Origin of the sequence: Pseudomonas sp. B23(2017), assembly GCF_002113725.1 — a bacterium.
Taxonomy (GTDB): domain Bacteria; phylum Pseudomonadota; class Gammaproteobacteria; order Pseudomonadales; family Pseudomonadaceae; genus Aquipseudomonas; species Aquipseudomonas putida_Z.
This window is the reverse complement of sequence record NZ_NEJM01000005.1, coordinates 300718-314013: the sequence shown is the minus strand read 5'-3', so window position 1 is coordinate 314013 and position 13296 is coordinate 300718. Positions and strand designations below refer to the sequence as shown.

At 65.4% G+C, this 13296-nt stretch carries 9 protein-coding genes; 3 read left to right on the top strand and 6 right to left on the bottom strand.

The features are described from left to right. Positions 1-2 precede the first annotated feature (2 nt). The gene (locus tag CAG46_RS11545) at positions 3-1301 is read left to right on the top strand and encodes an ATP-binding protein (protein WP_013972839.1); all 1299 of its coding nucleotides are present in this window, start codon (positions 3-5) and stop codon (positions 1299-1301) included. 206 nt (positions 1302-1507) lie between these two features. Here the strand turns inward: CAG46_RS11545 and CAG46_RS11540 are convergent, their stop codons facing one another. The 4 genes from CAG46_RS11540 to nrfB all read right to left on the bottom strand — a co-directional run bounded on the left by CAG46_RS11540 (position 1508) and on the right by nrfB (position 8756). Next, positions 1508-2599, bottom strand: coding sequence for a diguanylate cyclase (locus tag CAG46_RS11540; RefSeq protein ID WP_085615456.1), 1092 nt, complete (start codon positions 2597-2599; stop codon positions 1508-1510). Positions 2600-2740: 141 nt separating this feature from the next. Next, positions 2741-3580: a DUF4434 family protein gene (locus CAG46_RS11535; protein WP_085615458.1), complete on the bottom strand. Its 840-nt coding sequence runs from the start codon at positions 3578-3580 to the stop codon at positions 2741-2743. After that, positions 3580-6585 carry a phage receptor gene (locus tag CAG46_RS11530; RefSeq protein ID WP_085615460.1) on the bottom strand — a complete coding sequence of 1002 codons (3006 nt, stop codon included), beginning with the start codon at positions 6583-6585 and terminating at the stop codon, positions 3580-3582. The genes CAG46_RS11535 and CAG46_RS11530 overlap by 1 nt, the downstream gene beginning before the upstream one ends. Then, the gene (nrfB, locus tag CAG46_RS11525; RefSeq protein WP_025339343.1) at positions 6582-8756 is read right to left on the bottom strand and encodes a cyclic di-3',5'-guanylate-activated glycosyltransferase NrfB; all 2175 of its coding nucleotides are present in this window, start codon (positions 8754-8756) and stop codon (positions 6582-6584) included. Before nrfB ends, CAG46_RS11530 begins: the two co-directional genes overlap by 4 nt. Positions 8757-8949: 193 nt before the next feature. Here nrfB and CAG46_RS11520 point away from each other — a divergent pair, with 193 nt between their 5' ends. Next, positions 8950-9381 carry a PACE efflux transporter gene (locus CAG46_RS11520; protein ID WP_085615462.1) on the top strand — a complete coding sequence of 144 codons (432 nt, stop codon included), beginning with the start codon at positions 8950-8952 and terminating at the stop codon, positions 9379-9381. Between the two features lie 181 nt (positions 9382-9562). After that, complete coding sequence (ilvA, locus tag CAG46_RS11515; protein ID WP_085615464.1) at positions 9563-11122, top strand: threonine ammonia-lyase, biosynthetic; 1560 nt, start codon at positions 9563-9565, stop codon at positions 11120-11122. 431 nt (positions 11123-11553) lie between these two features. Here the strand turns inward: ilvA and CAG46_RS11510 are convergent, their stop codons facing one another. Continuing rightward, positions 11554-12735, bottom strand: coding sequence for a hypothetical protein (locus tag CAG46_RS11510; RefSeq protein WP_085615466.1), 1182 nt, complete (start codon positions 12733-12735; stop codon positions 11554-11556). A 63-nt stretch (positions 12736-12798) separates the two neighbouring features. Then, a complete protein-coding gene (locus CAG46_RS11505) occupies positions 12799-13266 on the bottom strand; it encodes a VOC family protein (RefSeq protein ID WP_025339339.1) in 468 nt (155 codons plus the stop codon). Positions 13267-13296 lie beyond the last annotated feature (30 nt).

The following is a 13296-nucleotide window of genomic DNA, read 5'->3' as shown; positions in this document are numbered from 1 at the left end:
CCATGCTGAAGATTCTGGTGCGGCTGTACCTGGTGATCATCGTTGCCTATGCCGGTGCACTGTTGTTCATCCCCGACACCATCGTCGGCCTGTTCCAGGACCGCTTCATGGCCTACAACCTGGACCAGGCCAAGGGCGTGCAGTCGCTGATCGTACGCCAGTTCCGTCAGGCCCCGCGTGAGCAGTGGCCGGCGGTGGAGCAAGAGCTGGCCAGTGATTTCGCGCCGTTGGAACTGCAACTGCTGCGCATGGACCAGGCCGACCTGAGCGAGGACGAGCAGGCGCGCCTGGAGCACGGCCTGTACGCCGTGCGCATCGCCGAATGGGGCTACTACGAGACGGTGCTGGCGCCGCTGGACAAGGAATGGCTGGTGCGCCTGCACTCACCGCCAGACCCGCTGGATATCAACGTGCTGTCGTGGGGCGTGACCGTACTGATCGGTGCAGCCATGCTCGGTTGCCTGCTGCTGTGGGTATGGCCGCACTGGCGCGACCTGGAGCGCCTCAAGGAAACCGCCCGGCGCCTGGGCCAGGGGCAGATGGCCGAGCGTACGCACATCTCGCCGCACTCCAACATCGGTGAACTGGCCGGGGTGTTCGACACCATGGCCAGTGACCTGGAGCGCCACGTGAACCAGCAGCGCGAGCTGCTCAATGCGGTGTCGCACGAGTTGCGCACACCGCTGACCCGGCTGGATTTCGGCCTGGTGCTGCTGTTCGACGAAGTGCCGCCGGCCAGCCGCAAGCGCCTGCTGGAGCTGGTGGGGCATGTGCGTGAGCTGGATGAGCTGGTGCTGGAGCTGTTGTCCTACAGCCGCCTGTACAACGCCGACCAGGCCCGCGAGCGGGTCGAGGTGTCGTTGCTGGAGCTGGTCGACAGCGTGCTCGGCGGCTTTGCCGAGGAGCTCGATGGCCGGGGTATCCAGTGGGAGGTGCGGGCCGAGGGGGATCTGCCGCGTTTTGTGCTGGACCCACGGCTGACGGCACGGGCGGTGCAGAACCTGGTGCGCAATGCCATGCGTTACTGCGACGAGAGCCTGTTGCTGCGCTTGCGCCTGGAAGACGATGGCGCCTGCCTGGTGACGGTGGAGGATGACGGGATTGGGATTCCGGTGGAGGAGCGCGAGCGGATTTTCCAGCCGTTCTACCGCCTGGACCGTAGCCGCGACCGCAATACCGGCGGGTTTGGCCTGGGCTTGGCGATCAGCCGGCGGGCGATCGAGGGGCAGGGTGGCACCTTGACCGTGGCGCAGTCGGCGCTGGGTGGGGCGCAGTTCCGGATTCGCTTGCCTGCCGGGTGATGGGCTGCCTGTACCGGCCCTTTCGCGGGTAAACCCGCTCCCACAAGGACCGCACAGATTTCAAACACTGTAGAGAACCTGTGGGAGCGGGTTTACCCGCGAAAGGGCCGGGCCTGCTAACCCTGGTCCTCCACAGGGGCCGCACAGATTTCAAACACGGTGGAGCACTTGTGGGAGCGGGCGAGCCCGCGAAGAGGCCGGGCCTGCTAATCACTTTCTGCCAGCCGGGCAGACCACAGCACAAACCGGTCCTTGCCACTGTGCTTGGCCTCGTAAAGCGCCTGGTCGGCGCGCACCAGCGCCGTGGTCAGGCTGTCGCCCTGGTTCACCCGGGCGAGGCCGATGCTGACAGTCACCGGGTGCTCGCCCACATCCTCGCGCACCCGTTGGCACAGCGCCGCCACCCGTTGCTCGGCGCCTTGCTGGTCCAGCCCCTGGAAAAAGATCGCGAATTCCTCGCCGCCCAGTCGGGCAAACTCGTAACCGGCCATGCTCGTCTTGATATGCAGGGCCACGCGCTTGAGCACTTCATCGCCCACGTCATGGCCGAAACGGTCATTCACCCGTTTGAAGTTGTCGATGTCGATCATCGCCAGGTACTGCTCGGCCGTGGCCAGGCGCAGTTGGCGGTCGGCCTGGGCCATGAACGAACGGCGGTTGGGGATTTCGGTCAGGGCATCGACATAGGCCTGGTCCAGCAGCACCTTGGACAGGTAGAAGTTGTGCAGCTTGGCCTTGCGCATCTGCAGGTAGCTGTAGATGACCAGGCCGCTGAGGAACACCGCATAGCTGATCAGCATGGCGCCTTCGAGTTCGTCCGGCCCGATGCGGGTGTGGTAGAACGGGTTGAGCACCACCCAGGTGATGGCCATGGCGCAGAAGAACGACCAGCGCCGCACCGGTAGCACCGACACGGCATACAGCACGGTGGAGACCCCGAGCACCAGCCACACCGGGCGCAGGGCCACCGGGATGCCTTCGATCACCAGGCGCATGCCCAGGGTGATGGAGGCGATGAACAGCAGGTTGAGCACATCGAAATGATGGCTGCGACGGGTGAACCGCAGCACCACGGTGAGGGCGCCGAGCAGGGTGATGAACAGATAGGACAGCCAGGTGAAACCCTGGCCGCCGAGGAAGCTGACGATCAGGTCGAAGACCAGCCAGATCAGGATGCTGACGCAGAATACCAACAGGCAGAATGGGCGCATGGCCTCGAATTCGTGCTGGCGGAATTCGGCGCGCAGGGCGGCGGGGGCGACCTGTTTGCGAACGTGGGCTTCGATGGTCTTGAACATCGCTGGGCTCCTGAGAGTACTGCTTTACCAGGCCTGGCCCTTTCGCGGGTAAACCCGCTCCCACAGGCTTCCCACGGCACTGGAAATCTGTGCGGTCCCTGTGGGAGCGGGTTTACCCGCGAAGAGGCCGGGCCTGGAGACTCAATTGGTGGGCAGAACACCCCGGGCCCATGGCCGGTAACGCAGGTCGAACACCGCCTCGGCATGGCACCCGGCGCCCAGCTTCGGCTGGGCAGGCTCAGCCCGAAACGCCTGGCCTGGCGCGCTCACCTGGCGGAACGCCTCGCGCACCACGCCTACCCGGCACGGCAAGGCCTGCTCGTAGCCCTGGCGCACCAACGCGGGCAAGCGCCCGGTCCCGGCGCCATCCTGCCACCACACAGTCAAGCCCAAACCGGCCAGTTGATCCAGCCATGCGGCATTGACCCGCGGTGAGAGTTTGCCAGCGCTGAAAGCGCTGATGTGCAAAGGCTTGTCCAACTGCCGGTTGAAGGCCTGCAACTGTTTGTAGAGGGCATCCCGGCGCTCGGCCTCGCGAAAATGATGGTCGTCCAGCTCCATGGGCAGGTACCAGCCGTCCACCGGCAACTGCCACGCCTGGCGCAGTTGCTGGTACTGGCTGAGCGAGCGCCCCAGCTGCGCCTTCCAGTAGCTATTCAGGCCTTCACCGTCCAGCTCGTCGATGCGCTGGTAATAGGCCGGGTCCATGTACAGCCCCAGCACCAGTTGCAGGCCCTGGGCACGCGCGCTGCGCAGGCTGTCGGCCAGCCAGCCTTGGGCACCGCCGAAATCGCTGTCGCCATAGGCGCTCCACTGCACGATCAGGGTCTTGCCGCCCTGGGCCACGGTGGCGTGCCACAGTTGCTGCCACTGGGCGGGGGTGACATTGGCGTCGCGGTCGAGGGGTTGGTAGAACAGGCGCTGGTCGGCGCTGGCTGGCAGGCACAGGGCAAGCAGGCAGAGGGCCAGGAACGTACGCATCAGAAGGTCATCTCCGCACCGACCAGCACGCCGTTGGCGCGCTCGTATAGATTGCCGCCCAGCGATTGCTGGTATTCGGCACGCACTTTCAGCGAACCGCGGTAGGCGTTGTAGCGGTCGTCATCGAACCACCACTGCCAGCGCACACCAACCCCGGCCCGGGCGTCCTGGCGCCAGTCGTTGCTCGGGTCCTGGCTGGAAAACTCGACAAAGCCATAGGGCATGATGGTTTGCGGCGAGCTGCCCGGCAGCTTCCAGGCGTGGCCCTGCTGGTAGCGCGACAGCCAGGCGTGGTCGCCGGCACGGGTCCACCAGGCGGCGTCGAGGTAGAGGAAGCGCTCGTTCCAGTCGTCTTCATCGACCCGCCAGTCGTTGCGCCAGTCGCCCTGGTCGAGGAACGAGGCGGTGGCACGCAACAGCAGGTCGTTGCTCGATTCGGCGTGGTGGCGCAGGTCGCCCCAGTTGCCGCCGACCTTGGCCGGGCTCAGCAATTGGCCCAGGCTCAGCCCGCGATAGTGCTCTTCGTCGATCTGACGCTGGTGGTACAGCTCGGCATACAGGTTGAGGTTGGCCTGGCCGAATGGCTTGTAGCGCAGACCGACACCGGTACCCATGCTTTGCGCGTAGTCGGTGCGGCTTTGCCCACCGAACAGTACCCGGCCATACACCGACAGGGTGCTGCCGTTGCGGCTGGGCTCTTCGCCCAGGGCGTGGTCCCACATGGCCAGTTGCACGTTCTGCGATTGCGCGCGGCGCGAAGTGCCGCTGCGCTGGCCATTGTCGAGGAACTTGTCGTTGGTCGAGGTGCCGGCCGGCGACCAGGTGCTGGCCAGGGTGATGGTGTCGCGCCGCGACAGGCTTTCGTGGGCGCGGCGCTGGCGGTACTTGCGGGCTTCCAGGCTGCCGTATTCGTCGTCGCCGTCGACCAGGTCCTGCTCCACATCGAGGATGCGGCGCAGTTCGCGGCGCGCCGAAGCACTGTCTTCGGCTTCGTCGTAGCGCAAGGCCAGCGTCTCGCCAAGGCGGTAGTCCTCGGGGAAGTCGTGGGTGGCGCGCTCCAGGTAGGGGATCGACTGGCGGCGCTGGGCCTTGTCCGTCGAGCTGGCCAGGCGCATGCCGTAGTCGGCGCGGTAGCGTGGCTGGTCGGGGGCCAGGCGCACGGCTTCGGCCAGCCAGGCGCTGCTCTGGGCACTGTCGCCAGCCAGTTGCGCGGTGCTGGAGGCAGCGTAGTAGTGGTCGGCCCGCGGGTTGTGTGCCAGGGCCTGGCGCTGGAAGCCCAGCGCGGCCTGGTAATCGCCTTGGCGCTGGGCGATGGCGGCACCCAGGGCCCAGTCGTCGGCGCTATCGTGTGCGGCGGCGTCCCAATAGCGCCGGGCCGCTTGTGCGTCGCCGGCGTTCAGCGCGCCACGGGCGGCGGTGAGGCGGGCGTTGTCGGTCCAGGCGCTGTCCGGCTGGGTGCGCCAGATGGGCAGGGCCGCTTCGGAGTCGCCAGCGGCTTCCAGGGCATAGGCCAGGGGCAAGCGGCTCCCGCTGTCGCCCAGGCGCTCGGCGGCCTGGTAGTAGACCACCGCTTCGCCGGGCTGGTCGGGCATGGCGCAGCGGCCCAGGGCGCGGTACTGGCCAGCCTCGCTCGGGGTGGCCGGTACGGCCTGGCGCACGGCATCGCACTGGCCAGCCTCGGCCAGGCGGCCGAGCAGCTGGGCCCGGGTACTGGCGTCGACCCGAGGGATCAGGCCGAGCATGCGGCGGCTGTCCAGCGGCCCGTCGTTGCGCGCATACAGGTTGCCCAGGCGCTGCAGCAGCGAGGGTGCAAGGCGGCCCTGGTGGCGGTCGTAGGCCTGCTCCAGCAGTTGCCGGGCGTGTTCGCCATGGCCCTGTTGCATCAGCAGGAAGGTGGCTTGCTCCAGTGCGGCCATATCGCCGCTCTGCCGATAGCGTTGCTCCCATTCGGCGGCGGTGCGTGGTTGCGGGGGCTGGGGCGGGTCGCCGTACAGGCGTTGCTTGAGCACGGCATAGGCCCTGGGGTCGGTGCTGGCGGTGCAGCCCTTGAACTGTGCGCGCGCCAGCTCCGGGTCGCGGCGCGACAGCCAGTCGACGGTTTCCAGGCAGGGGCGTTGCAGTTCGTTGCTCAGGCGCTGTACCAGCGGCGCGTCGTCGCCTTCGCGGGCCAGCTCCCACAGTTGCTGGCGCTGCTCGGGCTGGTTCAGCTGCGCGGCGGGCAGTGCCTGCAGCCAATGCCGGGCCTGCTGGTTCTGGCCGACGGCGATGGCGCGGTTGGCCATGGCCAGGCGGGCCTGGTTGGCTGCTTCGGGGGAAGGGGCGCTGGGCAGCAGGGCGTTCAGCCCTTTTTCATCCACCTGCTGGATATAGGCATTGGCCAGGCGCTGCCAGTCTTGCGCAGGCAACTGGCCTCGGTCGGCCAACGGCTGCAGCTGTTCGATGGTTTCCTTCCAGTTGCGCAGTTGCTCGGCGAAGTTGGCCCGGGCCAGGCGCAGCACTTGGCCGTCCCCCTGAGGCGGCAGATGGTTGAGCCAGTCCAGCGCCTTGGCGGCACCACCGAATCTGGCCAGGCTCAGGCTATAGGCCTGCCACAGACGCACCCGGTGGGTGCCGTCGCTGCTGGCCAGCCATTGTTCCACCTGGCTGGCCGGCGGCGGGTCTTGTTCGATCCAGGTCAGGCGCAGTTCAAGCAGGGCGTTGGCGTATTCAGGGCTGTCGCCCAACTGTTCGGCGAGGGCTTCGGCCTCCTTGTAGCGGCGCTGGTGAGCCAGGGCCTCCACCAGCAGCGCGCGGGCTTCGTCGTTGTTCGGCACCCGGCCCAGCACGTGGCGGGTCAGGCGTTCGACCTCGGGCCAGTTGTCCTTCTTCGCTTCGCGGTAGCTGCGCTCCATGAACGGGTAGCTGGTGAACCGCTGAAAGTCGGTCATCGGCGCCGAAGCGGCGCAGGGCAGGGCGGCGGAGCACAGCAACAAGCCAGTGAAGGTGAGGGAAAAGCGCGGCTTCATGCCACCTCCCGGGTCAGGTCAAAGGCGGCCTGCTGTTCGCTGGCCTGTTCGATCAGGGCCTGCTGCAGCACCTGCTCGGTGATGATGCCGCGGGCAATCAGGTGCTCGCCGAGGCTCTGGTGTTCCGGGTCGAAGTCGATCAGCGCCTGGTTGAACAAAGTGACCGGGACCATGCCGCGCACCTGCAGCAGGGCGCCGAGCATCACCTGGTGGTGGCTGACCTGTTCCAGCAGCACTTCGTCGTCCTGGTGGCGCTCGAGGATGGCCAGCATGTCGCGGGTTTCCGGCTTCTGCCAGGGGCTTGGGTAGTGGTAGCGCAGGCCCAGGGTCACCCGGCCCTGGGGCGCCAGGCGGGCGCTGACCGGGCGCTTCAGGTGGCGGCTGATTACCCCCAGCGATACCTGGCTGACCGGGCTTTCGCTGGCCAGCACCAGCGTGTCGCCGTCTTCGGCCACCGGCAGCACGCCATAGTGCGTCGCCAGCTTGCGCGGCAGTTTGGCGATCAGCTGCGGGTCGAGCTTGAACGGGTTGAGCGGTGCCCAGGGCAGGTCCATCTGCTCGGCCAGGGTGGCGACCAGTTGTTCGCTGTTCAGCCAGCCGCGCAGCAGCAGCTCGCGGCCCAGGCGCCGGCGTACCGGGCTGGTGATCGCCTGTTGCAGCTGTTCGTCGCTGATCAGGCCCTTGGCCACCAGGCGTTGGCCCAGCGGCGTGCGGGCGGGGGCGGCGATGGCGGGGAATTCGTGAGTGGTCTTGTCCCAGGCCACGCGCCGCGAGTCACCCATTTCCATCACCTGGCGCAGGGCACGCAGGTTGGCGAAGAAGTTGACGAAGTTGCTCCACATCATCCGCGGTGCCGACAGCAGCCCTTCGCCGATGCCATAGAAGCGTGTGACGAACCACGCGCGCTGGAACAGGCGGTTGAACAGCATCAGCCCGTTCAGCCACAGCAAGGTGGTCAGCAGCCAGCTGTCGCTGAGGATCGACATGAAGCGCCACGACTCCGGCGCAATCACCGTGACCAGCCACATGGCCAGCAACACCAGCAGCAACAGGTTGACCAGGAAACTCAGCAGGTAGGCGAACAAGCCGCGGCGGTCACGCCAGAGGAAGTAGTTGAGCGCGCCCTTGCGGCTCCAGCCGAGGTTGCTGGTGCCCTGGAACACGATGCCGACGATCCACCGCGACTTCTGCCGGATGGCATGCTGCCAGTCGCGCGGGAAGTGCTCGCGCACGCAGATCACCTGGGAGAATTCGCGGCTCATGCCCGGGCGCCATTCCTGCTTCAGGGTCAGCGCCGGGTCGGTGATGGAGTAGCGGGCGAAAATGCACTTCATGCCCTTCTGCTTCAGGCGGAAGCCGATGTCGTAGTCTTCGGTGAGGCTCTGTACGTCGAAGGCGATGCCGTCGCCGTCCTCGAGCAGCGCACTGATGGCGCGGCGGCTGAAGCAGGTGCCGACCCCGGCGCTGGGCACCTGGCCGGTCAGGGCCTCGCGCACGATCACGTCCTTGCCGTGGTTTTCGGCGAACTCGTCGACATAGTGGCCGGCGGTGAAGCCTTTCCATTCCGGTGCGTAGGGGTACACCGGGATCTGGATCATGTCCTTGTTCGGCAGCAGGTAGTTGAACAGGCGCAGCTCCATGGGCGAGATCACGTCTTCGGCGTCGTGCAGGATGAAGCCGGCAAACTGGATGCCGGCGTCCTGCTGGAAGCGCAGCAGCGCGTCGATGATGTTGTTCAGGCAGTCGGCCTTGCTGGTGGGGCCGGGGCGAGCGCAGACCACCTTGTGCACGTTGGGGTAGTGCAGGCACACCGCGTCGACGTCGGCCTGGGTTTGCGGGTCGTTGGGGTAGGTGCCGACGAAGATCTGGTAGTTCTCGTAGTCGATGGTCGAGGCTGCCAGGCGCGCCATCTCGCCGACCACGCCCACTTCGTTCCAGGCCGGGACCATGATGGCCAGGGGCTTTTCTGGTACCTCGAACAGGCGTTTTTCGTCGGCTTTTTCGTACTTGTCGTAGATGCGAAAGCGCCGGATCAGCTTGCGGCCCCAGTAGCAAAGGTCGATGAACAGGTCATCCAGGCCCAGCAGGAACATCAGCGTGGCCAGGACGATCGCGAGGATCTTCAGGCCGAACAGCACATAGGTGAGAAAATCGATGAATGCCAGGCTCATGTGCCGGTCACCGGCAGGAAGGGGTGGGCCATCGTCTATATCCTCGTTCGATTCCCTGGACGAAGTTGTACGACTTGTCGCCGTTTGTACTGGATAGATACAAGCAGCCGAACGCGGGGTTGTCCAAATTTCAGACTTTTTCTTGTGGGCCACTTCTTGTAGCTTTACAGGTCGTTTACCCAGGGAGCTGAACATGCAAGGCAAGGCACGCAAGATCGTCCAGGCCATTCTTTACGAAGCCATCGCCGTCGCCTGCGTGGCGCCCGCGCTGGAGCTGGCGTTCGGTGCCGGCATGGCGCAGTCGACCGTGCTGTCGGTGCTGATGTCGGGCATCGCGATGAGCTGGAACATGGCCTACAACTGGGTGTTCGAGCGCTGGGAAGCGCGCCAGCACCGGCGTGAGCGCACTTTCCTGCGGCGCCTGCTGCATGCGCTGGGCTTCGAGGGCGGGCTGGTGCTGATCCTGCTGCCGCTGGTGGCGTACTGGCTGGATGTCAGCCTGTGGGCGGCATTGCTGACCAACCTGGCGTTGTTCGTGTTCTTCTTCGCTTACGCGTTCGTCTTCCAGTGGGGCTTCGACAAGGTGTTCGATGTGCCGGTTTCGGCGCAGCAGGCGAAGTGTTGACTTTGTGCCGCACTACCGGCTAAGTTCCTACCCCATGAATACTTTCCAGCACGTCAACGCCATTATTATTACCGCCATTATCAGCTTGGCGGGCTAGCGCGTACGTGCACCGAACCCGCCCTGGAGGCGGGTTTCTTCTCTCTGACTCCTGGGCAACGTGAACACAGCCAAGGAGTCATCGATGACCAGCTTCGTCAGCCCTCGTTCTACCGTCACCCCCCAGCAACTGCTGTCGGAGCAGGTGCGGCGCATTCTTGCCGCCCCGGTGTACGACCTGGCCATCGAAACGCCCTTGCAAGCTGCGCCTGCGTTGTCTGCCAGCCTGGGCAACCAGGTGTTGCTCAAGCGGGAAGACCTGCAGCCTACTTTCTCGTTCAAGATCCGCGGTGCGTACACCCGCCTGTCACGCCTGAGTACCGTGCAGCGCGAGCGCGGCGTGATCACCGCCTCTGCGGGCAACCATGCCCAGGGTGTGGCCCTGGCGGCATCGCACCTGGGCATGAAAGCCACCATCGTCATGCCTACCACCACGCCGTCGCTGAAGGTGGAAGGGGTGCGTTCGCGTGGTGGCCATGTAGTGCTGCACGGCGAGAGCTTCCCCCATGCCTTGGCCCATGCGCTGAAACTGGCCGACAGCGAAGGCGCCACCTTCGTGCCACCGTTCGACGACCCGGATGTGATCGCCGGGCAGGGCACCGTGGCCATGGAGATCCTGCGCCAGCGCCCGGGGGCGCTGGACGCCATCTTCGTGCCGGTGGGTGGCGGTGGGCTGATCGCTGGCATTGCCGCCTATGTGAAGTACCTGCGCCCTGAGGTGAAGGTGATCGGCGTCGAGCCGGAGGACTCCAATTGCCTGCAGGCTGCCATGGCGGCTGGTGAGCGGGTGATCCTGCCGCAGGTCGGCACCTTCGCCGATGGTGTGGCGGTGGCGCAGATCGGCGCCCATTGCTTCGAGCTGTGCCGGCACTTCGTTGACGAAGTGGTGACCGTGAGCAGCGACGAGCTGTGCGCGGCGATCAAGGACATCTATGACGATACCCGCTCGATCACCGAACCGTCCGGGGCGCTGGCCGTGGCCGGGATCAAGAAGTACGTGGCGCGCGACGGCGTGCAGGGGCAGACCCTGGTGGCGATCGATTCCGGGGCCAACGTCAATTTCGACCGCCTGCGCCATGTGGCCGAGCGTGCCGAACTGGGCGAGCAGCGCGAGGCGATCATCGCTGTCACCATTCCGGAACAGCCAGGCAGCTTCCGCGCCTTCTGCCAGGCACTGGGCAAGCGGCAGATCACTGAGTTCAACTACCGCTATTACCCCGGCAAGGAGGCGCGGCTGTTCGTGGGTGTGCAGACACACCCGCTGCACGACCCGCGCGACCAATTGCTGGCCAGCCTGCGCGAGCAGGGCTACAGCGTACTGGACCTGACCGACAACGAACTGGCCAAGCTGCATGTGCGCCATACCGTTGGCGGCCATGCCGCGCCCGGCGCTGACGAGCGGGTGCTGCGCTTCGAATTCCCCGAGCGCCCGGGGGCCTTGCTGGGCTTTCTGGAGCGGCTTGGCAAGCGCTGGAACATCAGCCTGTTCCATTACCGCAACCATGGTGCGGCGGAGGCACGTGTATTTGCGGCGCTGGAAGTACCGGGGGATGAGTTGGCGGGGTTGCCGTTGGCGCTGGATGAGATGGGGTACCGGTACTGGGATGAGACCGACAACCCGGCGTACAAGCTGTTTCTGGGTTGATACGCAAACCTCATGCAGCCTGTACGGGCTTCTTCGCCGGCAAGCCAGCTCCCACGGGTGTAGCGTTGATCTCGAGGTTGTCGCTGTGCCTGTGGGAGCGGCCTTGTGTCGCGAAAGGGCCGCAACGCGGCCCCAGGATTGATGCGCGATAGTTGAAATTGCTGGGGCTGCTTTGCAGCCCTTTCGCGACACAAGGCCGCTCCCACAGGGGATCGCGCCAACTTTTAGAATTTGAGCAAGACAGTTGCTTCCACATGGCCAGCGTCGCCCTCAAGGCATGCACTGGACCTGTAGGAGCGGCCTTGTGTCGCGATGGGCCGCGAAGCGGCCCCTGGGTTTCAGCATTAGTGCATGAATTGCCGGGGCTGCTTTGCAGCCCATCGCGACACAAGGCCGCTCCTACAAGGTTTTGTGTGTGCCGGTAGATTGGCTCAGCGCTCACGCATGAAGAAGCCGGCAACGAATTTGCGGAAGGTTTCCAGGCTCTTGAAGTCGGCGTAGCGCTTGAAGTTCTCGGTATCCGGTTCGGGGCCGATTGGCTGCTCCAGCAACGATACCGACAACACCCGGTCCTGGTCCGAAGTCATTACCAGTTCATCCATCACCTGGCCGCCGATCACCGGGCGGCGCATCTGTACTTTCACACCTTTGCCGGCCATCCAGTCGACCAGCGATACCAGGGCCTTGAGCGGCTCGCGCTCTTCGTCGCGATACACCGGGAACAGGTGGGCGCGGGACAGCACCGGTACGCTGGCGACATGGATCAGCTCGTAGTAATGGCTGCCGGCACTGGTCGGTGAATAGAGCATCAGCGCCAGCAGTGGCCCGTTGGTGCGGTTGCCGCCCCAGTACAGGTGGTGGCCCTGGAAGTCGAAGCCGTCTTCACTGCGGTTGTTGAACAGCTTGCGCCCTTTGATCTGGTCCACGCAGTCCAGCAGCAGGCCGTGGCGGCGGTGGTTGCCGAACACCGTGGCTTCGCGCAGGCGGGACTTGAGCATCATCATGTGCTTCATGTCCAGGCGGGTTTCCAGGTAGTTGCTGGCGGGCACCCGTTCCAGCAGCGGATAGCGGCTGGCAACGCTGCGCAACTCGGCAAACTGCCCGGTCAGGTCCTTTTTCAGGTGCGTGGCATACAGGTTCAGGCCGCTGGTCTCGATCCAGGTCAGCAGCAGTGACAGCAGGCGCTGTTGGTCGCGCCGCTCGCTACCATCGCCGCCGGCACCGGCGGTGCCGCTGCGAAAATCGCCGATCAGGCGCAACGGTGTGTCAGGCGGCAGCCAGGCGGCGGGTGGCGCGGGGTCGTTCTCGCGCTCGGCGGCTTCCCGCTCGTCCTTGGTGAACGGGCAGCCGGGCGCGTGTTCGGCGGTACCCGGGTTGTTCTTGAGAAACAGCGTACCGGTGCTGCCGTTGAGGGTGACATTGAGTACCGGCAAGGCATCGTTGCGGCAGTCGCAGGCCAGCCACTGGTTGGCGTTGCGCACCTTCATCAGCAACTGGTTGGCCTGCAGCAGGCGCGGGCCGGCGAGGCTGCCGGTGGCAAAGCCGACCAGCAGCTCCTCTTCTGCAGGGGTCAGGCTACGGACCTGTGCGGCGGTTTTGTCGATGATTCGCATGAAGCAGCTCCCAGCTACGAGCCCCAAGCTTCAAGCAAAGTCGCGCCGCTTTCAACTTACCGCTCAGTTGCCACCGAACATCTTCGCCGCGCGGGCGCGAATTTCGTCGGGGGTCAGGTCCTCTTTGTGGGTGGAAACGAACCAGATATTGCCGAACGGGTCTTTCAGGGTGCCGCTGCGGTCGCCGTAGAACTGGTCGGTCAAGGGATGCAACTGGGTGCCGCCGGCGGCCAGGGCCTGGGCGTAGACCTTGTCGCAGTCTTCGACATACAGGTGCAGGCCCACGCCTGTGCCGCTGAGCTTCTGGCTGGCGGTGAGGCCGCCTTCCATGTCGCAGGGGTCGCCCAGCATCAGCGACGAATCACCGATTTTCAGCTCGGCATGGCCAACGCGGCCGCCAGGGGCATCGAGGCGGAACATTTCCACTGCGCCAAAGGCCTTCTTGTAGAACTCGATGGCCTTGGCGGCGTCATTGATGGCCAGGTAGGGCGTGATGCTGTGCTGGCCTTCGGGAATGGGTTTGGCTGCCATGTTCGACTCTCCTTGGAAGTGGGCGCCGGT